We start from the raw sequence: 25,515 nt of genomic DNA on the forward strand, positions 1-25,515 counted from the left end.
GCCCCTTCCGGGTCGGTCAGTCGGCGAGGTGCTTCGGTGCGTCGTCGCCGGCCGCGAGACCGTCGCCCTGCACCAGCGCGTCCGTCGGCGCGCCCTTGTTCGGCACCTGATACGTCGCGGCCGCGGTCAGCACGGCGAGACCGAGACCAACCCACGGCTGCGCCTCAACCGGCAGGACGAACACGCCCGCCGTCAGCACAGAACCGATGAGCGCAACGATCGCCTTCGCGTACTTCTGAATGGTGTCCATGTCCTGTCTCACTTTCCGATCAGTTCGCCCCAAGCGGCGAGGTTCGAGTCGTCCTTCACGTCAGCCGAGTAGCCCTTGCGGCGCAGCCAGTCCTGGTAGTCCGCGACCTGCCCAGAGGTGGCCAAGGGAACCAGCACCACACGGTTCTGCGACAGGTAGATCGACCCCGACTTCGGGTCCCGGATCAGCTGGTACTCGAACTCCCGCGCGGTGATGTCCACACCGAACGAGCTCATCGCGTCGCCCTGGTACGTGTCGTCCGGGTTCTGACCCCGGGCGCGGATGAACGCCTTGTAGTCGTCCACCTGCTTCTGCGACGTCAGCGGGCGCCGCTCCATCCGGTCGACGACGAACCAGATCGTCTGGTTGTCGTCCTTCACGAGCTCGTACGTGGACATGTCGTCGTCTCCCTCAGGGGTGATCGTGTCGATGATGGGCGCGTCGGGGATCGGCGGCACCGTCGCCGGGTAGCCGCCGTTGTGGTGCCACTGCTCAACGGGCCGGAAGTTCGCGCCGGTCCACCGGATGCCGCGGCGCACACCGTTCGTGTGCACCCAGTCGAACTCCGCCTGCGTCAGCGCACGGTTCGATCCGTCCGCGCGCGTGATGCCGAAGTCCAGAGCGGACCCGCGGGTGTGGTCATGGGTTGATGTGTACGGGTTCGCCGCCAACGATGCGTACGGGCGGCCGTACTTCTGGTACGTCTTCCACGCCTGGTACAGCGCCTGCTGCCGTTCCCGCGACCGGATGCCCTCGTTCACCGTCAGCCGGTCGCCGTTCTTCGCGACCTGGGTGTTGAACTCGTGGCACAGAGACCGGACCTGAGCAGCGACTTCCTCTGACGCGACGAACTGCTCCACCCCGCGGAGGTCACCGATCGACGAGACGCCTACTGAGAAGCCCATGCCGTCACCCCTTCCGGAAGATCCGGAGCGTGCCGGTCACGTCGGCCGTCGCGCTCGTCTTCAGCACCTGGAACGTGATTGGTGACGCAGCAGTCAGGAACGCCATCCCGTGCGCCGTCGTGCCGTCCTCGCCGGGCGGCACGACACCACGCGCGATACGACCGTTCGGCCCGTCGATCTGGATGAACCCGCCGCGGCCAGTCGCCGCCGAAGCAGCCCCCATCCCGGCATCCCACTCGATGTCGTATGCGCCCGCCTTGAGCGTGATGTTCCCGTTGTCGTCCTGCGTCAGGAAGCCGGCGTTCTTCGTCTGAGTCGACACCGGAACGATCGACCCAGCACCCTTGTAGGTCGTGTCCGGGCTCGGCGGCAGACCACCGATCTTCGTCGCGAACGTCGCGTACGCTTCCTCCCCCACCCAGGTCGACGGGAGTGCCGTGCACACGTACACCTTGCGGGTGTCGAGCGCTCGAGCCTGACGGCCCACCCAGTTCCCCGACTGCGGCAGCTTCGTCGCGTCGTCGACGGTGAAGTCGATCAGGTCGTCGAAGTGCTTCGCGACCGCCGTGATGTCGGCTGGCGGGTCGAACTCATCCGTGTTCGAGATTGCGTCGTACCCGGTCTTGCCTGCCATCAGCTGCTCCCGTAGGTGATTTCGAGGGCACCGCTGTTCCGCTGCCCTGCTGGCGAATAGATATGAATGCCGCCATGTGCCGTCGCGATCCCGCGGCGCTCACCACGCGCGAGGATCCCGGCCCACTCGACAGGCAAGGTCTTCCACCCAGTGCCGCCGCCCTCAGGCGGCTGGTAGACGTGGTCCACGACGATCTGCCCGCTCTTCGCATCAAGCGAGTGCAGACCGAACCGCGGCGGGTTGCCGCGCGAGGAGACCGCGTCGACGTAGATGCGGATCCCGGTGCAGTTCGCGTTGTCGGGGATGGTGTTCGCCATCTGCCCGCCGTAGAGGAACGCGCCGAGCGTCGAGCCACCGCAGTACACCTGCGCCGTCCAGAACGACCCGGCGCCCGTCAGCCCGGACCCGTTCTGCGAGCCCGAGTCCGTCGCGTTGAACAGGACCGGCTGCGGTGCGCCACCGTCCGGCGGGCGGATCACCGGCGGGTCCGGGATCAGGTCGTCGTGCGTCACCGGGTCCGCGGACAGGACACCGACAACAGAGCCGCCGCCGTCCCACTGGATCAGCACCCGCTGCCCGGCCACCAGCTCGAGCTCCGTGTTCGCGAGCGAGTACACGGTGTCGTCGTCGGCTTTCACCGACACCAGGCCCGCAGCAGGAGCAGACTGCACGACGCCGAGCGCCGGCCGCGGCACCGGTCCGAGGCACAAAGGCTTCGCGCCGAGGAACCCGACCCAGCACTCACGCTGCGGCACCGGCGGGACACCCGTCATCGGCATCCACACGTTCGCGCCGCGCAAGTTCACCTGCGCCTCGAGCGTCTCCCACCGCACAGCCACGCACGTGCCACGCTGATAGTCGGACACGCCCCGGCCGAGACCAGCGAGCTGCGCCGCCTGCGTTTCCGCGGCCGTCACGCAACACCCGCAACCGTCAGCGACAACGACATTGACGCCGTCGCATCGTTCGAGAACGTCATCTTCGCCACCTCGCCACGCACCTTCCGGCCAGCGACCTCGTCGACAACCTCGATGAAGTCGCCGAGCTCAAGATCGGGACGCGGCAAGCACGTCACCTCCACGCTGCGGGACTGCTGCGTCGACACCCGCGCGAGGACCGTCTCAGCGGCCTTCGCAGCCTTCGCCTGCGTATCCATCAGCGGCGACGAATACGCGTACGTGCGCGGGCCCAACGGCGAGGTCACCGACAGCGGATTTGCGGGATCATCGATCTGCGCAAGCGCGATGATCGTCGCGTCGTTCGGGTTCGTGACCTTCACCCGGTTGTAGAGCGCGTTCGACATGCCGTCCGACAGCGTCAACGTCCCACGGACCGTAGCGACCGTCTGTGTAGCCGTCAGCCACCCGTCCTTCGCTCTAGCAGTCAGCGCGCCCTCACGGGTAAGGTGCGGTTCCCCGCCGAGGTTCGAAAGCAGCTGCGCGACCGCATCCAACCGGCCCTGGTACGTCAGCCCAGACGGGAGCGGCTGGTCAGGTAGTGACCGGATGATCGGGATCGGCGACAGCCGCGCCACCTCATCCCAGGTGCTCGTCGCACCATCTGCTGGTGCCGGGGAGTCGAGCTCGTCGTCGAACCGGTCGAACAGGTCCGTGATCGACAACTCCGCCTCCCAGCCGACGACCTTCGCCATCGACGGGAACCGGCGGAAGTACTCCTGCGCCTTCGGGACCGACTTGATTCGGTACCGGCCGAGCGGCACGTCCCACGACTGCCCACCGAACTCGAGGTGGTACCGGAGCGCCACTTCCTGCCCGAACGGCGCCAGGGGGTCCGTGAACGCTTTCGGAACCAGTGACACGTCGCCGTCACGTCGGAGGTTGATCGTCCCCGACGCTTGCGACTGCCCTGAGCCACTGAACTCGAGCGACCCGTCCGACGTGATCGGCACCGTGTCGAGCGTCGGGTACTTCGGGCCCGGGATCGTCTGATCCGACCCGTAGAACGCAGTCACATCGACCCGGCGGACACCGGACTGCTCGATCGCGTTCAGGTAGTCGTCGCCGAGGTTCAGCACCATCAGAAGCCTCCCGGCGGGTTCCGTTTCGCGTCGAAGTAGGTCTCGTAGGCGGCCATCGCGTCGCCGTAGGTGGGGAACGCATCCATGTACGCCTGGTACGGCACGCGCGGGACCGCGACGTCACCCTCGATCGGGGATATCTCGTCGACCGGGTTCACCCAGCGGGTGAGGTCCATCCCCGAATCCGTCTGGTACGTCGTCGCCTTCGGGTCGGACGCCCAGCAGTAGAGGAGCCGCGGCACGTCCTTCGGCGGGGCGGACCGGATCAGGACCAGCCCGCCCGTGTCCTCCATCAGCCGGTAGATCGCCAACCGATCGGCGACCGTCTCCGTCAGGAACGACATGTCCTGCCCGACGAGCAGCGTCCGCGTACCAGCGAGCACCACCGTCCGGAAACCGACCTGATACCGGCTCCCCGACACGGGCCGGGACAGCGAGTTCCCTGCCTGGTCGATCATCAGCACCCGGACACCGGACGTCTCGTCGAGCGGGTCGGAAATCCACGCCACGTTCCCGCCCGCGCTCGGGAATGTGACCGTCGTCGACTCGGTGCGACCCAACGAAGTGCCGCCGTCGTCGAACATCTCCGCCCAGTACGACACCGGCACCCCGATTGGGATCTCCGCATCCGAACCGGAGAACGCTCCGACCGCGTACTTCCGAATCGCCGACCGCACCGTCATGTCAACGGTGCGGCCGTCGTACCCCGCGAACGACCGGTACATCGTCAACGACGCCGTCCCCGGCCGGAGCTCCGTCAGCTCGAGCATCGCCGCCGGGGCGGTCGTCTCACCTCCGAGGAGTGTCACGTCAGGCCCCGGCAGCGGGTACACGGTGAACGCGTTCCCGCCGTCGAGGACGTCCGTGAACGTCGAGAACGCGTTACCGCCGTCAACGATCGTCATCGGGTTTCCCTTCACGCCGATCAGCTCGGCAGTCGTACCCCTCGATCAGCTACCCGCTGATCGGCAGCGAACGCATCAGCAACCCGTGCGTCCGCTACCTCCGACACCTGCGCAAGCAGGTAGTCGCTTCCGAACGGGTTCTGGACGTACACCTCCACCCGCTGACCGCCAGCCCCAAGCCCGTCCTTGAACGCAGGCGTCAGCGGCACCACCGCCTCGTCGTAGCGGCCCTCCCCAACGTTCACGAGCGTCCCGCCCGGCCGACGACCAACTACACCGCCAGCGGCGAGCTGAGGCACACCCTTGAACTCGAAGTGCCACGGCTCACGCTGCGCGAACCCGAGCCCGGTGTTCGCCCAACCGAACTTCGCGCCATTCGCGCGAAGCCAGGACTGCCCGCCCGCGACGTCCGCCGCCAGGCCATAGCCGTGCTTCGACGTACCGACCGGGGCAGCCAGATTGCCGCCCTTCTTGAACAGCGACCACCGATACGCCTGCCCAGCGAGGTCGCGGTACCCCTCCGTGAGCCGGAGGATCCCGCCCGACGCCTGGTAGGCGCTGTTCCACGCTGCAGCAGCCGCCTTCCGCAGCAGGCCACCGGTCGCGGCAACACCGGAACCCGGCGCGAAGCCGAGAGCCGAAGCGAGGTCCGTCGAGGGGATGTTGCCGTTCGCGCCGTTACCGCCGAACGGACCCAACCCTCCGAGGTCGCCGATGCCCTTCAGCTTCTCGACGGCCCCATCGAGGATCCGCTTCCCGACCCCCTTGGCGAGGTCGAGGATGCCGCCAGCACCGGGGATCTTCGCCATGAGGCTGTCGGCGAGCTTCCCGAGGGTGCCCATCGGGTCAGACACGACAGACGCCGCGGTTCCTGCAGCGTCCGCCGCCCAGTTCCACGCCTTCCCTGCCTTGCCTGCGAGCCAGTCCCAGGCGCTCGATGCGGCGCCGACGATGCCGCCGGTTGCAAACCCACCACCCATGAGGGAAGCGAAACCGACTCCGCGTCGTCCGGCAGCATTCGCTGCTAGGAACGCTTGCCGGTCGGCTGCGGTTCGGAGACCCTCGGAGACGAGGACCCCCTCCCCGCGGCGCATGGGAACAAGCTGGTCGTCGCCATCACGCATGCGAGACGAGCCCGGCAGGATGCCGCCGCCGGCGAACCCCTTGGGGAGGGACACGTTCGGCAGGTGGTCGGTCTTGAAGAAGTCCGCCGCCTTATTGAAGTTCTCGATGATGCCCTTCTGGATCACCGTCTCGACGATGAACCGAATGGGCGCCTTCACGACCTCCTGGACGGCGTCCCACGCCTTCCCAATCGCGTCCTTCATCGTCTGGAACGCTGCCGGCAGGACGACCTTCGCGACGTCGATGATCTTGTCGAAGACCGGCTTCAGCCAGCCCTCCCACACGCCGCGGATGATCGACCCGATGCCGTTGAACACGGGCTGGATGATCGACGTCCACAGCCAACTGAAGACCGGTCCGAGTACGTTTCGGAGGGTGCCGACGACTGCGTTGAAGACGGGCAGAACGAGGCCGTTCCACCACAGCGAGATCGCGGTGCCGATGAACCCGAAGACCGGCTGGATCACACCTGTCCAAAGCCACGAGAACACCGCGCCGAGGGTGTCGCGGACGAAACCGACAACCCACCCGAAGATCGCGGAGACGGTGCCCCACCAGACCGTGAGGTAGGCGCCGATGAAGCCGAACACGGGTTGAATGACGGCTGTCCACAGCCAGTTGAAGGCTGCGCCGAGTGTGTCCACGACCAGTCCGACGATTGCGGATACCGCGGTACCGATCAGAGCACCGACCCACTTGAAGATCGCGCCAATCAGCTGGAACACGGGCGAGATCCACGCCGACCACAGGTAGCCGACGGCGTTCCCGATCGCGGTGAGCGGCGGCTGGATGTAGTTCGTCCACAGAGCGACGAAGAACCCACCGACCGCCTGCACGCCGGCAGTGATGCCGTCGAAGACCGGCTTCAGGGCGTTCTCCCACAGCCACACCGCACCAGCGGAAATCCCGTCCCACGCGGGCTTGATCGCGTTCTCCCACAGCCACGTGAACGCATCACCGAGCCACGCCACCGCAGTCTGGATCGCCGCGAAGACGGTCTGCACGATCGACTTCCCAAGCTCCGTCTGCGTGAAGAACCAGACGAGCGCTGCGACGACCGCACCGATGATTGCGATGATGATGCCCAGGGGACCCATCGCGAACCGCACCGCGGACCCGAAGACCCGGAGGGCGCCGGCACCGATGAGGCTTGCGGTGGTGCCGATGCCGGTCGCGATCGCGGAGATCCGCTGCGCGAGGGTCAGCCGCCCGAGAGCGTTCGCGTTCTGGTTCGTCGCCGCCGTGTTCAGCACCGTGGAACCGGTGTTCACGCTCGTCGCGCGTGACGCCGCGTACTCGAGGCGCGCGGCCTCGAGTCGGAGCAGGTTGCGCTGGATCTGTGCGGGGATTGCGAGGAGCTCGGCGGTACGCAGCGCCAGCGTCGCGGACGTCGCGAGGGCCGAGGCGAGCCGCCACGCGAGGTAACCGGCGATGATCAGTGGGAGGTACTTGATGATTGTGTCGACGTGGTCCGCGAGGAACCCGAGAGCGCCTGCGAGGATCGTGATGCCAGCGGCGGCGAGCTTCGCGACGGCACCGCCGATGCTCGGCAGCTGCGCGCCGAGAGCTGCGAACGCCGGCCCGAGCGTCGCCAACGAGGCGCCGACCGACCCGACTGCGCTGGATACGTCACCGCCACCGAGCGCGGAGAAGAACCCAGTGACCGCGTCTCGCGCTCCGAGGATGAACGCGACGAACTGCGAGTCTTCTTGGATCCCGAACGCGGAAGACAGCTTCCCGGAGAAGTCGCCTTTCACGACGAGGTCGTAGATCCCGGACAGGCCGGTGATGATCTTCCCGAGGTCGACCCGGTCGATCCACGCGGACAGTGACGCCATGCCCGCGACGACCTTTGCGTTCAGGACGTCAGCGTAAGGCTGCAGCGCCTTCGTACCACGATCGACGGCTTCCTTGATCGAGGTGAACAGTTGGGGCGCCCCGGCGATGGCTCCCGCGCCAAAGATGGCACCAAGCCGACCGAGAGCGGCGCCCACGTTGTCCCATGCGCCGCGAACGGTTTTGCCCGATTCAAGGGCCGCGCCACCGATGTTCTCCTCGATGACCTTGCGGAACGTCGCGGCGTCGACCTTGCCGTCCGACACCATCTTTGACAGCGCTTCAGCAGATACCCCGTACTCCTTCTGCAACCACTGGAAGATCGGGATGTTTCGGTCTGCGAGCTGGTTCAGTGTGTCGGTGTAGACCTTGCCGCTGGTGGTGGTCTTGTTGATGATCGAGCCCATCTCGCCCAGCGAGACACCAGCGATGGTCGCGGCGTCCGCGGTCAGAGACAGGTACTTCGTGAGCTCTTTGCCCGGCTTGATGCCAGCCGCGACGGCGTTCGATGCAATGCCTGCTGCATCTCCGAGGCCAAAAGCCGTCCCCTGCACTGACGTCAGTGCGTTGTCCATCACTGTGGTGACGTCCTTCGCGGAAAGCTTCAGCCCGGCGAGCTTGCCCTTGGCGTCGTCGATGTCGAGGAGGCGAGCGATGCCCTTCTTCGCAGCGACCGCGGCGATCGAAGCGCCGATGGCCGTGACGGCGCCACCGATGACGGCGGTCGTCTTCACGGCCATCGAACCGACGCGCTTCAGGAACGAGCCGGACATCTTGTCGCCGACCGACGCGCCGAGGCCTGCAGGGTCGATCTGCTGCTCGATGAGCTTCCCGGCGCCCTTGGCCTGGGGCACCACACTGACGTAGGCAACGGCTGACTCAGTGGGCATGTCCCAGTCCCTCCTTGTTCCTTCGCAGCACCTCCCGTGCGTCTGCAGGGGAGAGATCGGTCTTGCCGAAGCTGGCGGCGTTCGAGTCGGGCCAGGGCCGCGGGTACGGCTTCGGCTTCCGCTTGCTGTTGGCGGTGACCTGGATGAGCGCTTGGATCGCGTCAAAGAGGTCCGCGGACGCCATCCACTCGCGGGTGACGGGGAACGCCCACCCGTGCTGCGCCGCGAACAAGACAGACGACGGTTCCCGCGTCGCGACACGCAGAAGGCGGTCGACCTTCACGTGGTCGACCGCCTTCGCGCGCTGCTCATCGGTGTAGCTCTCGTCGTCGCCGATGTCCTCGATGTCGATGCCGAGATGGTGCAGCTCCCACACCAACTCGTCGGGGTAGGACTCCGCTACTTGTCGGAGTCCTTCGATTCCCCCAGGCCGACGTGCTCCGACCACGCCTCGAAGACCGCGCCGAGGTCTTCCATGTCGAGGACGCCCTTGAACGTGTCCGGGACGACGAGGTCGTAGAACCGGTCGACGAGCGCGACGCCGAGCTCGCGCTGGTACTGCTCCTGCACGTCCTTCGCGGGGTTCTTCGGTGCCTTGAAGCTCGCCTGGACCGTCATGATCTCGGAGGGGATCCGCCCGGGGAGGGTGTACTCGGTGCCGTCGTACTCGACGACGAGCGCCGGACGGCTCTTCGCCTTGATCAGCTTCGCCTTGACGGCGGTGGTCTCACTCATGTGCTTCTCCTAGCTCGGTGGAGTGCTCGGGTAGGTGTGGCGGTGTGCCGGGGCCCGAGCGCCCCGGCACACCGGATGGTCACTCCTTGGGCGTGGTCGCCTTCGGAGTGGTCTTGGGGTCCGACGTCTCCGCGGGGGCGTCGGTCTCAGCCGGGGCCGGCTTGACGTCACCGGTGATGCGGACCCAGAAGTTCTTGTCCTGGTTCTCTCGCTCTTCAGCGGTGACCTCGCGGATCTCCCCGGTGTGGGTGTGACGGACGAGGGTCTTCTTCTCAGCCGCCATGGTCAGTTGCCTCCCGTGGTGTCGAGGGACCCGTACCACTTGACCGCCGAGTAGGTCTCACCAGAGACCGAGTCCGTCATCTCGTACCCGGTGACGGTGACCTCGTAGCCGATCGCCTCGCCGTTGACGTAGACCTGGTCGCCGACCTCCGTGACCTCCCCGTCAGGGATGTCGATGCGGATGATGTCGTCCTCGTCGATGACGTCGATGGCGAACATCTGCCGGCCACCCGTCTTCGCCGGGTTGATCTTCACCGAACCATCGACGGCGACCTTCGTGCCGTAGTAAAGCTCGATGGTCTCCTTCTTCGTCTCCAGGAGGATGAAGTTGTACTTGATCGACGACTCGGTGACGACCTCGCGGACCAGGGCGCCGTTCTGCCAGGCGCGGATCTGGTTCGTGGACCGGTCGCGGGTCTCGGTGACGCCGCCGTCGCCGACGTAGCCGAGGTCGGCGTAGCCAGTGAGTGCGACTGTCGCATCGGTGGGGCGGGTGGCGGTCTTGGGCGCGTTGTAGACCGCGCCCGTGACGGCAACCCGTACGTTATCTGCCTTGAGTACCACTGGGGTGCCCTTTCGTCGGTGGTTGCGGGCGCGGTGGCCCCTGTTGTCCCCGGCTCGGAGGGGAGGTCTGCCGGGTGATCCCGGACATGCAAAACGCCCCACCGGAACGGCAGGGCGTTGAAGAGTTGAGAGTTAGAGGTCTCGGCCTCGGACTGCGAGCTCGAGCTCAGCGGTCTGCGCGTAGAAACCGTCAGCAGCAGGATCCGCGTTAGGACCGCCGTTGAGCGACGCGGCCACGATCGGCTGACCGTCAACCATTCCGCCGGCACCACGCGACGTCACAAGCGCGAGAGTCAGGTTCATGAGGTCAACAGCGTCGCCCTCATCGTTCGCGATGACGTCGACAGTGACGTATGCGGTGCGCAACGTGTCACCGGTACCGCCGCCAGGGGACGCGGTGAAGATCACCGCACGCCGGCTCGCAGCTGACTTCCGGTTCGACACCTCCACGGACCGTGCGAACGTTTCAGAGCGCGCACGAAGCAGCTGATCAGTGCGCACAATCAGATGTGCCAGAAGATCGCCGTAGATGACGCCGTACATGGTGCCTCCCTACCGCTGAGATGCGTTGCTGAGGACGGCGCGCATGGCGGCAATCAGTCGAGCCCGCTGCCACACTTCCGCCTCGACGCGGAGGCGCACGCGAGAATTTGAAGAGCCGACACCCGTGCGGATCGCGACGATCGTTGCGCCCGGGATCTGCGCCGCCACGGGTTCCGCGAATGGTCGCAGCTGCCGTTCCATCGCAGCGGACGCCATGACAGCGCCGAACCCTCGACGGTTGAGGACCACACGGGAGCTAGCCATCGACGTACTCCTTGGCTGAAAGGCTGACGACGTTGCCGGGTTGCCATGAGTCGTAGACGCGCGAGAAGCCGACAGGGCTGAACCAGTCCTGCGACGATCCGTCGATTGGATACGTCTTGCCGCGCACTACGAACCGGGCCTCTGGGGCGACCTTCACGTCGGGTGGCAGGTACAGAGTCAGGCCGCGGGTCTCGATGACCTGGCCTGTCGTCTCGTCGGTAGAAGTTGACCCAGGCGCAACCGCGACGTCGGTGATCTGCCGAGGTTGGTCGGCAAAGATCGGCTTGTTGTACCGGTCGCGGCCGACTTCGACGCCGGGAGTGATCATCGTGACGGTTTCCCCGCTCACAGCAGGCCAGCCTTCATCCGGAACGATCCGAAGCGCGATCGCTTGACGGGGAACAGTCCTGCGATGTCCGCTTCGGCGATGTAGATCATGCCTGTGGAGAGAGCAGTGTCGATGGTGCCCGACTCGGTGAACGGCCCCTTGGTCCGGGACAGCTGCCGGTAGCCCTCGGGATTCATGAGAACGCGCTTGACGGCATTCACCACAGCATCGCGGACGAGGACCGCGGAGAGTCGGTCTGCCGCGACGAGCGCGTCGACGTCAGCACCGCGCTGTCGGGCCAGGAGACGCACCTGGTTCGATGCTTGCTCGAGCCAAGCGTCCACAAGTGCCTCTTGCCCTGCAGTGAGCTCCCCCCAGACTGCGGAGACGTCCGTCGATTCGGCGAACGCGTCGAAAGGCTGCTGCTCTGGCATGGTCGCTCCTACTCGGTGGCGACGCCCTGCTCCTGCAGTGCTTCGCGGATCTCGGTTGCGGTTGCATCGGGTTCGACAGCGAAGCCGCTTGCTGCCGCGTAGGCGCGCCATGCCTTCGCTGACGAGCCCGGACCCGACTTGGGGGGGATCTTCACCGCTGGGTGCTGCACCGGCGAACTCTCGGACGGCTTCGGCGTAGGAGCCGCGGCTTCCTCCCATACGGCTGTGTTCGTGATCTTCGCGACGGCCCATTCCGGCGGGGTGTCGCCCGCGAGGAAGACGTGCGAGACGAAGTTGCTGTCGCGCACGATGACCGTGCAATTCAGTACAGGCATGAGTTCTCCATGGGGTGGGGTGGGGCCGCTCCTGGCGAGCGGCCCCACCTGTGGCGCTACAGAACCTTCGCGGACAGCGAGAGGTTCGCGTTGGCGAGGACGGGCATGCCGATCGCGTCGGAGATGACCTCCGCGAGCATCGGCGGCTTCTCGTTGCGGTACACACCCGCGACGATCCCGGGCTGCTCCGCGTCGACGATGCCGTAGTCGGCGTCCGTGGAAGTCAGCGTCTGACCCCAGAACGTCGCACCGAGCTGCGTACCAGCGAAGTCGTCCACGTCGACCGGCGCCGGCAGCAGGATCAGCTTCGAGTCGTCGATCACCTTGCCCGCAGAGGTGCGCCGGTCGTAGCGCACGAGGGGCGGCAGACCGGCACCGGTGATGACGGCGTTGACGTCTGCCTCCGTGGAGGGCCGCGCACCGCCGCCTGCGAGGACAGTCTGGAACTGCTTGCCTGCGGCCAGGGCGCGGAACACCCGCGTCGAGACGAGCATCGACCCCGGGTCGGCACCGTTGGTGGCGACGTAGGTGTCGAAGATCGACTCGAGGAAGCCGAGCCGGTCAGCGTCGGCGTCCGACCACAGTTCCGGCGCGGTGACCGTGTGAGCGGGCGAGCGACCGAAGTCGTCGTCCGTCTTGAAGTTGGCCTGGTTGATGGTCGCCTTGCCGGTGTCGACCACAGTGCCGCGCAGGCGCTCCATGCGGTCGGCCACCGCCTGGACGACCTGCCGGGTCGTGACCAGGACTGCCTGCAGCACCGCGTCGTCGGTCGCGTTGCGGGTTCGCAGCTGCTGGTACTCGCTGACCGGGATGTTCTGCCCGATCGCGGGGAGCTCAAGCATGACACGCTTGCCGCTGGGTGCCTTGCCGATCTCGGGCTCCGCGTCGTAGGCGCGGAACTGCGCTTCCGCGACGAGGCCGGCCTGACCAGCGACGAAGCGCACGGCGATGTCCGACACGGTTCGGTTGGGCAGGTACTGGGCGAGCGTTCCGCGCGACGCCTCGTAGTCGGAGAGCGCCTCGCGGGCGTATCCGGTGAGGGTGGCGGGGTCGATGACGTCAGTCCAAAGAGCCATGTGTCATCCCTCCTAGATGTAGACGATGGTCGTGGCGTTCTTCGCGGTGAGGGGCGCGGCGAAGTTCGCGAACGGGACGGATGCGGTCTTCACGCGGCCGTGGTCGAGCAGCGGCGCGGGGAAGTCCTGCGTGCCGACGACGGGCTGGTCGGTGAAGATATGTCCGGCGAGGATGCCGGCACCGGTGGTGGTGCCCGCGGTCACGTCGTAGGGGACGAGGAGTCCACTGACCTTCGCGACGGGGGTGCCGGACGGGATGTACCCGTTCGGGTAGTGCGTGGAAGCGGTGAACGCCGAGATGTCGATCGTCTCGGTTCGGCAGTTGCCGATACCGTGAGCCGAGCCGAGCCACGACTGGTCGCCGCTACCGAAAGTCTCCGTGCGGAGCTTGGGCATGAGGTTTCCCTTCTAGGACTTGTTGGACTTGCTGCCCGTGAACAGCTCTCGGCCAGCGCTGACGCCCTTGTTGGGAGCGTTGGTGCCGCGGTCGCGGCCCTGGCCGAGGTCGACGTGTCCCTTGCCGGAACTGGTCGACTCGGTGGAGTGGTCGTTCACCCACGCCGTGATGGCGTCGAGGTCCGCGGCGTCGCCCTTGACGAACTGGGTTCGGTCGAGGTCGAGGAGGGCTCCGGCGTCGGGTACTCGCCCGTTGAGCGCCTTCTCGAACGCGGTCTTCACGCGTTCCGCCGCCAGGATGCTGCGCACCTCGGCACGGCCCGCCTCGCGGGCTTCGTCGACTGCCTTTTCCTGGTCCGTCTGCGATGCGGTGCGGAGCGTGTCGCGCTCCTGCACCAGCGACGCGATGGTGTCGGGGGTGTAGTCGCCGAAGGACTTGACTCGGTCCTCGTGCTTGCGTGACTGGTACTGCCAGTACGCGGCCTGCTGTTCTGCGGTCATGTCCTTGACGGGCGTGTTCGCGGGGAAGGCGGGCTCGTTGCTGGTGTCCGCGTTGCTACCGCCACCGGTTTCGGTGTCGGTGACGAATCGGAGCCAGGGGCGGTAGGTGCAGGTGAACATGTTGTCTCCCATGTCGGGGGTGAGGGTCCCCATGTCGGGGAGGCCGCGTGAGCGGTGGTCTAAGGGGTGAGCACCGTGTGGTGCTGATCACGCCACGCAAGGGTCGGACCGAGCTCGGAGTGCTCGTAGGTGACGAGCAGATCCGTGTAGTCGCCGCTCTCCTTGCCACCATCGATATAGCGGGCGGCGCGATCCGTGTCGCCGAACTCGGCGGTGATAGCCGAATGAATCGACTCGAGGCGCGTCGGGTTGATAACCTGCTCGTCCGACCCGCCCGGAAGCGGGCGGACGCCGCAATCGCATCCGGGATGGATCGGCATGAGCCGACCGACGCGGTAGCGCTGCGTAGAGGCGATCACGCAAAGACTGCAGTTTTCGCGGCCGGTGAGCACTCGCTGATATTGCTCGATGCCAGCGCGTTCCATTGCCCGGTTGGCAGCGTGGGTCTTCGACAGCTGCAATCCGGTAGTCACCAACGAGCGAAGCCGATCGCGGCCAGCATTCACGGCCGTCGTCATCGTCGCGCCCTTGGCGAGCTCGCTGTGCACACTCGCGAACGGACGTTGGAACACCTGCTCGCCGGCAATGCCACGGAGCGCGAGTGTCGTCGCGTACGACGCGATACCGCGCACGGCGGCCTGCGCGAGCAGCTGACCGACAGACCGGGCCATGTAGGCGTCGGTCAGCATTGCCATCTGCCGTTGCCCGGACTCGATTCGAGGAACTACCTGGGTGACGAACTTGGCCGCATCCACGTCGCGGTAGTTGTCCAGGGCGACGAACATGCCGAGGACGTACAGGGTCATCTGTTTCCGCAGTGCTTCTTGCTGCACGTCGTAGTTCAGGTCAAGCCGCGTTGCCATCCGGGTTGACCTCCTGGTTCAGCAGCAGCTCGTCCGCTGCTTCCGCTTCGGCCTGGTCGATCTCGGTCGGCGTCATCTGGTACACCTCACGCATGACGGTGCGCTTTGCCAGCACGGTGACCGCTTGCGATCCAGCGGACGACTTGTCGGTGATCGAGTACCGTTCCCCGGGCTTCCAACCGACGATGATGCGGGACTTGTCCGCTCGATCCGTTTTGCCGGTCGCGAGGAACGCGAGGTAGAACACGTCGACGAGGCCCTGCCCAGCACGTGTCTGCTTGTCCTCCACGGCGAAGGTGAGGCCTTCGCGGGTGAAGTTCGCACCCTCTGCGGACTGGTTGTCCGGGGAGAGCATTGGCAGTGGTCGGCGGGTGACCGCGGCGAGGTGCGCGATGTCGTCCTTGGTGGCGTTCAGGATGCCCTGCAGGTCAACCTGCGACGACTCCCACACCTTGGAGTTGAACGGCAGCTGCAGCCAGGAACCCGGGTCAGAGGTCAGGACGTCGTCGAGGTTGACCGGCTCGCCCTTTCCGTCTTCCGCCTCGTCCTCGTCCACCTGGATGGCTCGCTGCTTGTACGCCTGGTAGAGCGCGATGATCATCCGGTTGTAGACGTCGTGGTTGATGCGGTCGAGGATGTCGATGTGCGGCTCAAATTCGCCGACGCCCTTGCGGTTCCGGAAGCGCACAACCGGCACGTACGGGTGGGGAAGTTCCTCACCGTCGCTGCCGCCGCGATCTTCGTCCCAGGAGAACGATGCTGCCGAGAATACGATGCCCGCGCCGAGTGACTTCCGGGCGCGACGGGCGACGTACCTTCGCGCGTTGACGACGCCGAGCGTCGCGCCAGACAGGTACAGGTACAGGTAGTCGACCGACTCGTCTGGGTCGTGGAACACCTTGACCGCGGCCCGCACCTCGGACTGACGTGCGGGGTTGTGGATGGTGACGACCTGGCGGGGATCCTCGCCGGTGATCACGGCGTTGTCATCCGTGTCGGTCCCGACGATCATGTAGGCGTCGCCCATGGCGAGCATGTTCTCGAGCACTTCGGAGAACTCGACGTCCATGCCGTTGTCGAGCCACATGTCCCAGGCCTCGGAGTCCGGCTTCTCACCAGATGCAGCAGTGCGGATGTCCCGCACACTGACGCGCTCACGCAGCGACCCGACGATGAGCTCCGCCATGTTCGTTCGAGCCTGCCGCTGCACCTTCTTGAACGCATCGGTCGCGGCCACGTTCGACGTGGGCAGCGGCGGGTTGCCGTCGTGATAGTTCGCGAGGTTCTGCAGCCGAGCGACGCGGCCCTCCCGCTTACGGCACGCCTTCTGCAACCACCACCCGGGGGTGTTCTCGACCGTAGTGTCGATCGACATCTAGACCCCCTTCAGGCCAGTCGGCGGATCACCGCCCGCTTCTTCCCGCGCGGTTTCGCGCCGGTTTTCCGTGCGTCGAGGCACGCTTTCCACGACAAGACCGCGGCCATGGCTGCATCGAACTTGAACTCCAACCGCCCGTCTTGCTTCTGCATGACGTAGAGCGGCTTGCCCTCGTCGTCCTTGATGCGCAGTTCCTTCGCGCCAGCATTACCGAGGTGGCGGATCAGGTCGCCGTGCGGGTCGAAGTCCGAATCAGGGAGCGATAAGCCGCCGAATGTGACGGACCCGGAGTCGATGGCTTCGAGGTACTCGCGGAGTGTGTACGCCATCGTTTTTGGCCGAGCTGTCCACCACTCCTCCACCTGGTCGGGCCAGCGCGCGGCCCAGGATCCGAGTGTTTCGGTCCAGTGCGGCGGATCGCCGTACAGCTTGTAGACCTTGAACCGCTCCATCGCATCGGTCAGCGTTGCGGTGACGTCGGCCTCGTCGACTTCCCACTCGTCCGCTTCGTACGGCCGTTCCCAGCAGCCGAGAAGCTGCTGCAGCCCGGTGTCAATATCTGTCGCGACGAGGGCCGTGGCGTCCTTAAATCGGGCACCATCGAAGCCGAGTGCGACGAACGCGCCGTTCGGGATCGTCTGCCCGGGAGCGGGGAGGTTCTTGTCCGCGATCTTCACCATGTCGAAGAACTGGCTGTTGGACTTCCGCCAACGGTTCAACCAGACCCGCTCGAGGTATGCCTTGTCAGCCTTGGGACGGTCCCACTGCTTTGCGATCGACTCGAACTGGCCTGGACCGAACTCTCCAACTGGGCCGGTCGCGTCCGCGATGGCCGCGATGCGCTGGTCGATGGTGGTGAGGTCGTTGTGTTCCTCGCCTGCCCAGCGAGCGAAAAAGAACAGTGCCGGGTCATCGATCTCGCCGGAATTGATCATCTCCGCTTCAGCGCGGACATCTTCCTCAATGGAGTTCTGCCCCGGCTGCCCCGCGGTCGAGGTGTACAGCGCCCAGGGGTCTTCGAGGGTCCGCTTGGTGAGGTTCGCACTCATCGTCTCGTGCGCATTCTTCGCCGAGGGAAGGAACAGGCGGTGGGGCTCGTCGAAGTGCTGGAACGTCGTCAGCGCGCCATCTCGGGAACCGGGTGAGTTCGACACCGGTACGCACTTTCCGTCCGCAACACCCCGCGAGTCGAGGCGCACAATTCGATCCAGCGACGCGTCGAACATGTCGGCGCCCTCACCGTGCTCAACGACGTACTTCAGGACGCCGTAAGCGAGCTCGGAGACCTGCTCCTCGGTGACCGCCATCATGGGGATGTACGGGAAGGCGACCGGCTTTCCGACAGGGTCGCCGTGCGCATCCCAACCGTCCCAGCGGACCGGGGCGTCGGGGTGCAGCTCTGCGTACGCCACCCATGCCGCGAACTCCGTCTTCGCCATGCCCTTGCGCCACTCGATCGCACCACGCTGGAAACGACGGCGGCCAGCGAGTCGATGCCCCTTGGGGTATATCTCGTACACGCGGTAGAGCGCAGCTCGCTTCTCCGCGTCAAGCTTCGCCGGCTGTCCAGCGAGGGAACCGGGACCAAACACGCATTGCGCTTCGATGAAGTCAGCGATCGCAGGGCCGAGCGTTGGGAAGTCGAGGTCCAGCGGCGGCACAATGAGCGTCGCCATCGGGTCCTCAGTTCACTGCCTGCAGCACCGAGCGGGGGTCTTCGCCGCGCTTCGGCTGCTTGCTCGAGGACGAAGTGCTGCGACGCACAGCGCCACGTTCCTTCGCCTGCTCAGCGGACTCGACAGCCCACTCGAGGGAGCGCCGGGCCATCGGCGAGAGACCGAGGTCCTTGCGCTGCAGCCGAAGCTCCGCCATCGCATCCTTGCGATCCTTCGCGGACTCGCCGGTGACGAAGTCGTTGTACGCGGAGGTGCACATGACGACGTTGTGGTAGTCCGACTCAAGCCACTCGGAAGACATCTCCGACGCCCACATGTCGTTCCAGTACGCGACCGCGGCAGGCGTCCAGTCGACCCAGTCCGGCTTGTCGGGAATCCCGGCAGCACTGACCGCTGCAAGAGTGCGAGCACCGGCTGTCTTGTTGCGTCGAGCCCGTGTTGACGGGTGCTTCTTCTGAGCGGGCAATTTGAGCCTCCCATGGCGGGAACGAACACAGGCCCATGTCGGGATATCCCTGTGTTTATGCGGTAGAAAGCGTTACAATAAGAGCATGCGCGCGTGCGAATGGTGCGGCCGATCAATTGTCGCCAAGAACCGACAGGCTCGGTTCTGCTCGAGCAAGTGCCGCGTCTACGCGCACCGCAACCCGCTACCGAAGGCCCTGACGAACGCCGACCGATGGGTCCGACGCGACGCCCGAAAGGTGCCGCTGACGACCACCGGGACCGCGGCGAGTAGCACGGATGCCGCGACCTGGTCGACGTACGCGGAGGCGGCGGCCTCAAGCACCGGCGTCGGTCTGGGGTTTGTGCTCGGCGACGGGTTCGCGTGCATCGACCTCGACCACTGCCTCGTCGACGGAGTCCCGACTGCGGCGGCAGCACGGTTCCTCGAGGCGTACCGGGGGCACCATGTCGAGGTCTCGCCGTCCGGTGATGGCCTGCACATCTGGGGCACCGCCGAGCCCGGCCCCGGCACCGTCCGGACCCAGGACGACGGGCTGCACGTCGAGCGGTACAGCACCGGCCGCTACATCACCGTCACCGGGAACGTGTACCAGCGAGGCGAGATACTGCCGGTCTGACGCCTGCTAACCCTGGGTGTTGGAAGGGCGTCCCTCTCGGATGCGTTGCCACTTCGCTCGATGGACGGTCACATGCCGCATACGACTCCGAGCAGGAACGTCATGGCATCCTCCTGTAACGGTTCGCGCCGCCAGCGCCCGTGTGCGCGGTCAGCGGTCGTGACTGTCTGATTGTGCGAGGTAAGCCCGCAACGCCCGCGACACGCTCAGCCACGCACCCGCGCGTCCGGAATCTGGGGGAACCGTACGGAAGAAAATGTGCAGCACCTCTCCGGTGTCCGATTCCGGGGGTGGGGAGGGGGATGGGTGCCGGGGTCGGTTCAGCTTCGCCTTCGAGCGGCCGATGCCTCGCCCTGGGTCTTCACTTTGTGGCAGGGGTTGCACATGCCTTGCCTGTTGCTGATGTCGAAAGCGTTGCCGCCTGATGCGACGTTGTGCACGTGATCGTCATCGGTTGATCGTCGTGTGCATCCGTGACTAGTGCATGCCTTGCATCCTGAGCATCGGCAGAACGGATCGCGAAGCAGGACAACTTGCCGCACCTGCCGTGACTGCCGTGTCGAGCCGGAGTGACGTGAACCTTGCCAGACTGGCGTGTGCTCGTCGCAGAACTTGCGGGCGACGACGCGTGTCTCGCATCCGGTTCGGCCGCACTTCTTCGGAGCTCGTGGCATTGCGAATCACTGCCTGTCTTCGGGCGACTGGGACGCTGCTCCGGCTATTGCTGCCGTTGGCTCATGCGCCCCGTTTACCTGCCCGCAAGTTGGGGTTTCCGGTCGCCGATTTGTTCGCGTCCGGTGCGATGAAAGGGCGGGTTCGGGGGCCGGCCAGGATGCTCTGTCCCCCTGGGTGCGACTCATGGGTGGGGGTGGTCAACGCGACGGCATGGGGGTAGGAGTCAGCTGCTGCCGAGGAGTTCATGCGGAGACTCGAAGAGCCGTCTGCCACCGTTCGCCCGCGACGATACTGCGGACATATCGAGCACTGACGGGATAGTCGGCCGCGATGGCAGGAGACGTTTCGCCTGTGGCAGACCGCATCAGAATTGCGCGGACGTCGTCGATGGTGAGCTTGGCGTTGGCGTTCTTTTCGCCCCACGCGCTCCTGCCCTTGTCTGCCATGTCCTGCATGTTTGCGAGTGCGGAACCTGCTGATAGGTGTGCGGGGTTGACGCAGCGCGGGTTGTCGCATGCGTGCGCGACATGTTGGTGAGGCGCAGGCATTACGCCCGTGTCGAGGTAGACCGCAAAGCGGTGTGCTCCCACCCGCTGGCCGGATGCGAGAGTGAACGAGCCGTAGCCGTTCCCTCTCATTGTTCCGTTCCACAGCCAGCAACCGGTGGGGCTGATGCTCCATCCAATCTGACGGAAGCGCTGCTCCGGTGACACTCGCAAGGAGAGCGGCCGACGATGCTTGGCATGGGGGCGATGCGCGATAGGAGTCAGCTTCTTGCCCTGTCGCACTTGCTCCGCGTGCCCGCTGCAGTAGCGCCGAGATGGACGCGCCGCCTTGGTGCAGAACGTCACGATACAGTTAAGGTCGTACATAGCGAACTCCTTCTCAGTTCGTTCATGCCCCCGGACTGTTGACGCAGTCGCGGGGGTTCAGTGTTTGTGGTTCACCTGCTCTTTGGCGGCGCGGTGACTGGAAGCTGATAGGCGTACAGCGGCGCACCTTCGCTGTCGTAGCCGATGGGCTCAAGCGGGGTGCGCGTGTTCTGGTTACTTCTCGTCCGATGAGACGACAAGTAGGGATCAGGCTGCGGGTCGGCGGGCATGGCCGGGGGTGGCGTCGAGCCAGGGGGCGGTGGTGAACCCGATCGTCGGGCGCCACTCGGTGTCCCGCTCGTGGAAGCCGCTGGTGTCGTGGAACTCGCCGCCGCCGGTCTGGTCCAGCACGTTACGAATGACGCGGTCGAGTTCGTTCATGCGTCGCGCTTGGGTGCGTGCTAGGGCCTGGTTGCGGGTGAGGCGTGATGCCCTGATGGTTGGCATCAGCGCCTCCTTGTGGTGGTCGGCCGACCCGTCCGCGGTCCGCATCGTCAGTCGCGGGTTCCGTCGGGGGTCTCGGCCTGGGTGGGTTCCTCGACTCTGCGCAGCGTTTGTTGTGCTTGCGGCCGGACTGTTGGGCGGCGGCGTTGCTGTGTGCGTGTTGACCTGCGGGCCGAGGAAGTTGAGATCCAGGGCGGGAACTGATCGGACGCCCTGGATAACGCAGAGGTGGCAGGGTTCGAACCTGCAGCCTGCGGTTTTGGAGACCGCTGCTCTTCCGGTTGAGCTACACCCCATCGAACCGCGGTTGTTGTCGCAGGCGCGGTGTGCTGCGGGTGGGCTGACCACCATGACCGGGGGCTGGCTCTTGGCCTGATGCTCCCGGCACCCCATCCCAAGGGTGGTACGACGAAGGCCCCCGACATATCAGTCGGGGGCCTTCAGTGTCCGTTCGCGGTGTTGCGTACGGGTTCGCTGAGCGCAAGCGTACCAGATTCAGCGAAGTGCGCGCCAGCATGCGGATCACGGCGTGGCGCGGCTGCCCTTCTGCCGGAGACGGCGTCGCCGGTACTCGGCCTGGATGATGGTGCGACGGACGTGCACCTGGCGGCCGAGCTTCACAACGGGCATGCCGTCGGCGACGTAGTACTCGAACTGCCGGGTGCTAATCCCGAGGCGCTGGCACGCCTGCTGCTTCGTCCACCAGGTGTCATCCGGCATCGGCTCGCGCGTCCTCTACCACCGTCATGTTCAGCAGCAGGTCCTTGGTGATGTCGGGCCGCCCTCCTCGGTCGTGCCGGTTCTGCCAGGACGTGATGTCGTCCCGCGCTCCCTGCTCGCTGAAGTAGGTGACCGACGTGACGCGCTGCCCCGTGCGTCCGTCGACGATCTTGAAGCCCGTCCTGCGCTGCTCGGTCATGCTGCTGCTCCTGCCTGGTGTTCTTCGCGGAGGTCGCGGATCAGTTCCTTGACCCGTGACTGCTTGAGGTGGTCCTTCGCGGGTTCCTCGTGGCCGCAGTGGTCGCAACGGAGCACGAAGTCGGCGACGTCCTCGGAGGCCCACTCGGCGCCGAGGGCGTAGTGATCGCAGACGGGGCACGGCCTGGGGAGGACGTGCCGGTCGCCGCGGGGTGCGCGCGGGTACTTCCCGTGCGCCCGGTGGACGATGTCGGCGACGTCGTCGAAGTAGGCGCGGCCGTACGAGTTCCGGGCGATGTCGTCGTGACGGATGAGCAGCCACGTCGTGAGAAACCCGACGAGCTGCCCTGCACCGGGCGGGGTGACGGACGGACGGAACCCCTGCACGTCCTGCTCGTTGCGCCACACCGCGGTGAGGGTCGCCGGCGGTCTCGCGTCGAGGCGTTCCGCCCAGTAGTCGACCCAGTTCACGAGCTGCGCGTACACGCTGTCGGAGTCGTCGAGCGCGTCGACGTGCATCGGCGCGGGTGGTTCCTTCGACGCGGCCCGGGGCATGCCGTCCTTCGCCCCGCCGAGCGCGGGGACGACGAGGGTCCGCATGTACGCGACGAGGCCGGGGGCGTCGAGGAGCCGACGGCGGGCCCGGGCGGACGCGAGGGCGAGGCTGGTCTCCTCGTCGACCTCGACGGGGGTGATGGTGGTCATGTCCCGGCCTTTCAAAAGGGGCTGGAGAAGTCGGCGTCTGCGATGTCCCCGGCGGTCTGCCAGGAGCCCACCTGCGGGGCGTTCGGCGGTGGTGCGTCCCACTGCGGCTGCGGGGCGGTGTTCAGGCCCCCGTGGGCCTGCTGTGGCTCGCGGGGGATGATCCCGAGCGTCCCGAACTTGATGCGGACGCTGACGCCGGAGCTGCCGTCCTGCTTCGGGTACACGTTGAGCTCGGGCTGTCCGGTGACGGTGACGAGCGTGCCCTTCCGGACCGACGCTGCGATCGCCTGCGCGTCCCGTTCCCAGAACGACGCCTGGAACCAGATGGTGTCGCCCGCATCCACCCACTGGTCACCATCCTTCTTGCGGGGCGTGTGCGGGATGTCGACCGCGATGACGGACTTGCCGTTGACGGTACGGAGTTCAGGGTCCTTCGAGACGAAGCCTTCAACTCGGATCTCTGCCTTGCTCATGCTGCTGCCTTTCGGTGCTGTTGCGAGTACGACCGGATGGCCGCCTCGATGTCGTGGTCGTCTCCGTCGAGGTCGAATCCGCGTGCCCGGATCTCCCGGTCCGCGTCTTCGATCTGGCTGATGACGGTTCGGCGGATGCGTTCGCCGCGCATGCGGGCCCAGAAGTCGTTGCGGACGTAGTCGTGCGCGAACTTCATCTCGTGGTCGGCGCGGGAGCCGGGGCGTTCCTGGTCGAGGTCACCGTGGACCCGCATCCGCTCAGCTTCGACGGCTGCCGGGTCGAGGGAGGCGATGAAGTTGTCCCATGCGTCAGCGCTCATGTGGTTCTCCGGCCTTTAACTTGCAACGGTCACACCACCGATGCGTATTGGGTCCGTTCCATGGCATTGGCTGCCAGTCGTCGTACTCCTCGGCGTTCGTCGTGAAGCGTCCGCAGCGGTCGCAGTTAGGTACTTTCATGCGATCGGCTCCCACGGCCAGTCGGCGCCGCGAATCATCCGCTTCGGCCACTGCCGCTCATCCCGATCGCCCCGCCACCGGGACACGGCGACGATGTTCCCCTCCCCGGTGTTGTCCGGGTCGGGCCGGAGACCGAACCCGAACTCAGGCCAGCCGAGGAGCGCCGCCGACCCACGCGGGCGAAGGTCCCGCTCCCCGTTCGCACCCGCCGACTTCCCGGCGTGCGCCTCCATCACAAGCGCGATGTTCCGCTCCCGCAACGAGTCGAGGCCGACGATCAGCGGGGCCGCGTCGTCGTCGTTGTTGATCGCCTTCGGGACGAGCTTGTACAGCGGGCCGATGAACAGCACGTCGGGCTTGTGCCGGTCGATGAGGCGGTGGATCTCCGACAGGTGCGACCCGCGGGTGATGTCGATCCGGTTGCCGGCAACGATGTTGATCGCCAACGCCGGATCGACGGTCCCCTCAGCGCGGGCTCGGCGGGTCGACCAGCGGACAGCTCGACGCCACTGCCGTTCCGTGTTCTCCGCATCGACAACGAGCACCTGCACCGGCTCGATGTGCTCGAACGTCACCGGGTGAATGCCCGCCGCGGACAGGACCGCGAGCTGACGGACGAACGTCGTCTTCCCCGACCCCTCCGGACCGGTGACGATCAGCCGGTCCTTCCGCTCGAGCAGACCCGGGACGACCCAGTCGTAAGCGTCCGACCCGGCAAGGATCTCCGCGAGCGTCTTCGTCTGCAGCATCCCCGTGGAGTGACCGTCGACGAGGGTCTGCAGCCGGTTGAGGGCGTTCGATGCCGCGTCCATCGGTGCGGCGCCGGCAGCGAGTTCCTCCTGCATCGTGTTCGCGACGTTCCGCGACTCCCGCCGCACCGCGTCAGCCCGGACAGCCTGCGCGTACTCGGGAGCCGCGAACGAGTACACGGCCGGATCCGCCCACACGAACGGTTCCGAGTCGAGGCCACGGACACCCCAGCCGGCGAGCATCCCGTCGACGATCGCCGCGTCGATCGCGTCGCCGCGGCTGACCCGTTCGAGGACCCCGTCGAACACGACGCCGAGGCGTGCGTCCGAGAAGTCCTGCGACGACACCATGCCGTGCACCCGGTCAACCTGCAGCGTGTCGCGGATGAGTGCGCCGAGCAGGTTCCGCTCGGCCTGCGTGCCACTCATGCGTTCATCCAGGCGTCACGGTCTACCTGCGCTGGACGGGTGGCGCGGTCGCGTTCAGCGAACTGCTGCTGCTTCCGCATCCCGTTCCGCCATGTGCTGATCCAGTCGGTCTTCACGCCCTTTTGGCCGGGGACAGCAACCCAGTAGTCGACGAACTCGGCCAGTTTGGCGTCGACGTTCACGAGCGGTACTTCTGCTCGAGCCCAGGAGCGCATGTCGTCGGTGATAGCGAATCCTTCGGGGATGCGTGAGGCGCGCTTGCGCGGTACTCCTTCGTTAGAAGGAGTGGGTCGGGTCGGGTCGGGTCGGGTCGGGGAAGGCGCGGCGTCGGGCGACTGCACACCGTCCGTCACGTTCATGTCACGCCGTGACGGCTGTCGTGACTTCTCCCGCGACCTACGCTTCCGTTCCGCGGCAGCATCACGATCTGCCTCCACGGACTCGCGCGTCGGCTGGTACTTTTCCCAGTCGTGGAATCTGTACGCGCCGTCGTCTGCAATCCACAGCGAAACGCCCACCAACTCGTCGATATATCGGCGTTTTGCGCCCAAAACTGGCAGCGCGAACGACGGAATCACGCCGTCAGTGAGGTGAGCCATGCACCACGACCCGGCGCGAACCCACAACG

Annotated in this window: 32 protein-coding genes and 1 tRNA gene; 1 reads left to right on the forward strand and 32 read right to left on the reverse strand. The window is 66.2% G+C overall.

The features are described from left to right. Positions 1 to 16: 16 nt before the first annotated feature. The 22 genes from QOL16_RS11800 to QOL16_RS11905 form a co-directional block, all read right to left on the reverse strand. Positions 17 to 250, reverse strand: coding sequence for a hypothetical protein (locus QOL16_RS11800; RefSeq protein WP_071284748.1), 234 nt, complete (start codon positions 248 to 250; stop codon positions 17 to 19). Between the two features lie 8 nt (positions 251 to 258). After that, positions 259 to 1,155, reverse strand: coding sequence for a D-alanyl-D-alanine carboxypeptidase family protein (locus QOL16_RS11805; RefSeq protein ID WP_071284747.1), 897 nt, complete (start codon positions 1,153 to 1,155; stop codon positions 259 to 261). Between the two features lie 4 nt (positions 1,156 to 1,159). Next, positions 1,160 to 1,789 (reverse strand): hypothetical protein, encoded by a 630-nt coding sequence (locus QOL16_RS11810; RefSeq protein WP_071284746.1) that lies wholly within the window; start codon positions 1,787 to 1,789, stop codon positions 1,160 to 1,162. Continuing rightward, positions 1,789 to 2,628 carry a hypothetical protein gene (locus QOL16_RS11815; RefSeq protein WP_139266417.1) on the reverse strand — a complete coding sequence of 280 codons (840 nt, stop codon included), beginning with the start codon at positions 2,626 to 2,628 and terminating at the stop codon, positions 1,789 to 1,791. The genes QOL16_RS11810 and QOL16_RS11815 overlap by 1 nt, the downstream gene beginning before the upstream one ends. A gap of 74 nt (positions 2,629 to 2,702) precedes the next feature. Further along, entirely contained in the window at positions 2,703 to 3,827 is a 1,125-nt protein-coding gene (locus QOL16_RS11820) for a hypothetical protein (RefSeq protein WP_071284744.1), read from the reverse strand. Continuing rightward, positions 3,827 to 4,732, reverse strand: a complete 906-nt coding sequence (locus QOL16_RS11825) for a hypothetical protein (protein WP_071284743.1) — start codon at positions 4,730 to 4,732, stop codon at positions 3,827 to 3,829. The genes QOL16_RS11820 and QOL16_RS11825 overlap by 1 nt, the downstream gene beginning before the upstream one ends. A 20-nt stretch (positions 4,733 to 4,752) precedes the next feature. Then, a complete protein-coding gene (locus QOL16_RS11830) occupies positions 4,753 to 8,583 on the reverse strand; it encodes a tape measure protein (RefSeq protein ID WP_083395038.1) in 3,831 nt (1,276 codons plus the stop codon). Next, positions 8,573 to 8,959, reverse strand: a complete 387-nt coding sequence (locus tag QOL16_RS11835) for a hypothetical protein (protein ID WP_139266416.1) — start codon at positions 8,957 to 8,959, stop codon at positions 8,573 to 8,575. The genes QOL16_RS11830 and QOL16_RS11835 overlap by 11 nt, the downstream gene beginning before the upstream one ends. 23 nt (positions 8,960 to 8,982) lie before the next feature. After that, positions 8,983 to 9,318, reverse strand: a complete 336-nt coding sequence (locus QOL16_RS11840; protein ID WP_071284740.1) for a hypothetical protein — start codon at positions 9,316 to 9,318, stop codon at positions 8,983 to 8,985. A 79-nt stretch (positions 9,319 to 9,397) separates the two neighbouring features. Next, positions 9,398 to 9,601 (reverse strand): hypothetical protein, encoded by a 204-nt coding sequence (locus tag QOL16_RS11845; protein WP_071284739.1) that lies wholly within the window; start codon positions 9,599 to 9,601, stop codon positions 9,398 to 9,400. 2 nt (positions 9,602 to 9,603) lie between these two features. Continuing rightward, on the reverse strand, positions 9,604 to 10,164 hold the full coding sequence (locus QOL16_RS11850) for a hypothetical protein (RefSeq protein ID WP_071284738.1): 561 nt from the start codon (positions 10,162 to 10,164) through the stop codon (positions 9,604 to 9,606). 132 nt (positions 10,165 to 10,296) lie between these two features. Then, positions 10,297 to 10,707: a hypothetical protein gene (locus tag QOL16_RS11855; protein ID WP_071284737.1), complete on the reverse strand. Its 411-nt coding sequence runs from the start codon at positions 10,705 to 10,707 to the stop codon at positions 10,297 to 10,299. 256 nt (positions 10,708 to 10,963) lie between these two features. Further along, entirely contained in the window at positions 10,964 to 11,320 is a 357-nt protein-coding gene (locus tag QOL16_RS11860) for a hypothetical protein (RefSeq protein ID WP_071284736.1), read from the reverse strand. Beyond that, a complete protein-coding gene (locus QOL16_RS11865) occupies positions 11,317 to 11,733 on the reverse strand; it encodes a Gp19/Gp15/Gp42 family protein (protein WP_071284735.1) in 417 nt (138 codons plus the stop codon). Before QOL16_RS11865 ends, QOL16_RS11860 begins: the two co-directional genes overlap by 4 nt. A gap of 8 nt (positions 11,734 to 11,741) precedes the next feature. Next, positions 11,742 to 12,041, reverse strand: coding sequence for a hypothetical protein (locus QOL16_RS11870; protein ID WP_175473091.1), 300 nt, complete (start codon positions 12,039 to 12,041; stop codon positions 11,742 to 11,744). An 83-nt stretch (positions 12,042 to 12,124) separates the two neighbouring features. Next, positions 12,125 to 13,144 (reverse strand): major capsid protein, encoded by a 1,020-nt coding sequence (locus QOL16_RS11875; protein WP_071284733.1) that lies wholly within the window; start codon positions 13,142 to 13,144, stop codon positions 12,125 to 12,127. Between the two features lie 12 nt (positions 13,145 to 13,156). Continuing rightward, positions 13,157 to 13,540, reverse strand: coding sequence for a hypothetical protein (locus tag QOL16_RS11880; protein WP_071284732.1), 384 nt, complete (start codon positions 13,538 to 13,540; stop codon positions 13,157 to 13,159). 12 nt (positions 13,541 to 13,552) lie between these two features. Next, a complete protein-coding gene (locus QOL16_RS11885; protein ID WP_139266415.1) occupies positions 13,553 to 14,173 on the reverse strand; it encodes a hypothetical protein in 621 nt (206 codons plus the stop codon). A gap of 47 nt (positions 14,174 to 14,220) precedes the next feature. Then, positions 14,221 to 15,024 carry a hypothetical protein gene (locus tag QOL16_RS11890; RefSeq protein ID WP_071284730.1) on the reverse strand — a complete coding sequence of 268 codons (804 nt, stop codon included), beginning with the start codon at positions 15,022 to 15,024 and terminating at the stop codon, positions 14,221 to 14,223. Then, on the reverse strand, positions 15,008 to 16,399 hold the full coding sequence (locus tag QOL16_RS11895) for a phage portal protein (RefSeq protein ID WP_071284729.1): 1,392 nt from the start codon (positions 16,397 to 16,399) through the stop codon (positions 15,008 to 15,010). Before QOL16_RS11895 ends, QOL16_RS11890 begins: the two co-directional genes overlap by 17 nt. 11 nt (positions 16,400 to 16,410) lie before the next feature. Beyond that, on the reverse strand, positions 16,411 to 18,078 hold the full coding sequence (locus QOL16_RS11900; protein ID WP_071284728.1) for a large terminase: 1,668 nt from the start codon (positions 18,076 to 18,078) through the stop codon (positions 16,411 to 16,413). A gap of 7 nt (positions 18,079 to 18,085) precedes the next feature. Beyond that, a complete protein-coding gene (locus QOL16_RS11905; protein ID WP_071284727.1) occupies positions 18,086 to 18,544 on the reverse strand; it encodes a hypothetical protein in 459 nt (152 codons plus the stop codon). An 85-nt stretch (positions 18,545 to 18,629) separates the two neighbouring features. Here QOL16_RS11905 and QOL16_RS11910 point away from each other — a divergent pair, with 85 nt between their 5' ends. Further along, the gene (locus QOL16_RS11910) at positions 18,630 to 19,163 is read left to right on the forward strand and encodes a hypothetical protein (protein ID WP_071284726.1); all 534 of its coding nucleotides are present in this window, start codon (positions 18,630 to 18,632) and stop codon (positions 19,161 to 19,163) included. A gap of 917 nt (positions 19,164 to 20,080) precedes the next feature. On the opposite strand, the gene QOL16_RS11915 is transcribed toward QOL16_RS11910, so the two are convergent. The 10 genes from QOL16_RS11915 to QOL16_RS11960 form a co-directional block, all read right to left on the reverse strand. Continuing rightward, positions 20,081 to 20,710, reverse strand: coding sequence for an HNH endonuclease (locus tag QOL16_RS11915; protein ID WP_139266414.1), 630 nt, complete (start codon positions 20,708 to 20,710; stop codon positions 20,081 to 20,083). Between the two features lie 207 nt (positions 20,711 to 20,917). Continuing rightward, complete coding sequence (locus QOL16_RS11920; protein WP_139266413.1) at positions 20,918 to 21,157, reverse strand: hypothetical protein; 240 nt, start codon at positions 21,155 to 21,157, stop codon at positions 20,918 to 20,920. A 220-nt stretch (positions 21,158 to 21,377) separates the two neighbouring features. Continuing rightward, positions 21,378 to 21,449 (reverse strand) — tRNA-Trp (locus tag QOL16_RS11925). Positions 21,450 to 21,676: 227 nt separating this feature from the next. Next, positions 21,677 to 21,874 carry a hypothetical protein gene (locus tag QOL16_RS11930; protein WP_071284724.1) on the reverse strand — a complete coding sequence of 66 codons (198 nt, stop codon included), beginning with the start codon at positions 21,872 to 21,874 and terminating at the stop codon, positions 21,677 to 21,679. Further along, on the reverse strand, positions 21,864 to 22,073 hold the full coding sequence (locus QOL16_RS11935) for a hypothetical protein (protein WP_071284723.1): 210 nt from the start codon (positions 22,071 to 22,073) through the stop codon (positions 21,864 to 21,866). The genes QOL16_RS11930 and QOL16_RS11935 overlap by 11 nt, the downstream gene beginning before the upstream one ends. Further along, the gene (locus QOL16_RS11940; protein WP_071284722.1) at positions 22,070 to 22,777 is read right to left on the reverse strand and encodes a hypothetical protein; all 708 of its coding nucleotides are present in this window, start codon (positions 22,775 to 22,777) and stop codon (positions 22,070 to 22,072) included. Before QOL16_RS11940 ends, QOL16_RS11935 begins: the two co-directional genes overlap by 4 nt. A gap of 11 nt (positions 22,778 to 22,788) precedes the next feature. After that, positions 22,789 to 23,250 (reverse strand): single-stranded DNA-binding protein, encoded by a 462-nt coding sequence (locus QOL16_RS11945; RefSeq protein WP_071284721.1) that lies wholly within the window; start codon positions 23,248 to 23,250, stop codon positions 22,789 to 22,791. Next, positions 23,247 to 23,570, reverse strand: coding sequence for a hypothetical protein (locus tag QOL16_RS11950; protein WP_071284720.1), 324 nt, complete (start codon positions 23,568 to 23,570; stop codon positions 23,247 to 23,249). The genes QOL16_RS11945 and QOL16_RS11950 overlap by 4 nt, the downstream gene beginning before the upstream one ends. A 135-nt stretch (positions 23,571 to 23,705) precedes the next feature. Then, positions 23,706 to 24,887, reverse strand: a complete 1,182-nt coding sequence (locus tag QOL16_RS11955) for an AAA family ATPase (RefSeq protein WP_071284719.1) — start codon at positions 24,885 to 24,887, stop codon at positions 23,706 to 23,708. Continuing rightward, complete coding sequence (locus QOL16_RS11960; RefSeq protein WP_139266412.1) at positions 24,884 to 25,486, reverse strand: hypothetical protein; 603 nt, start codon at positions 25,484 to 25,486, stop codon at positions 24,884 to 24,886. The genes QOL16_RS11955 and QOL16_RS11960 overlap by 4 nt, the downstream gene beginning before the upstream one ends. Between the last annotated feature and the right edge of the window lie 29 nt (positions 25,487 to 25,515).

The organism is Curtobacterium sp. MCBA15_004, from assembly GCF_001865055.2.
GTDB lineage: Bacteria > Actinomycetota > Actinomycetes > Actinomycetales > Microbacteriaceae > Curtobacterium.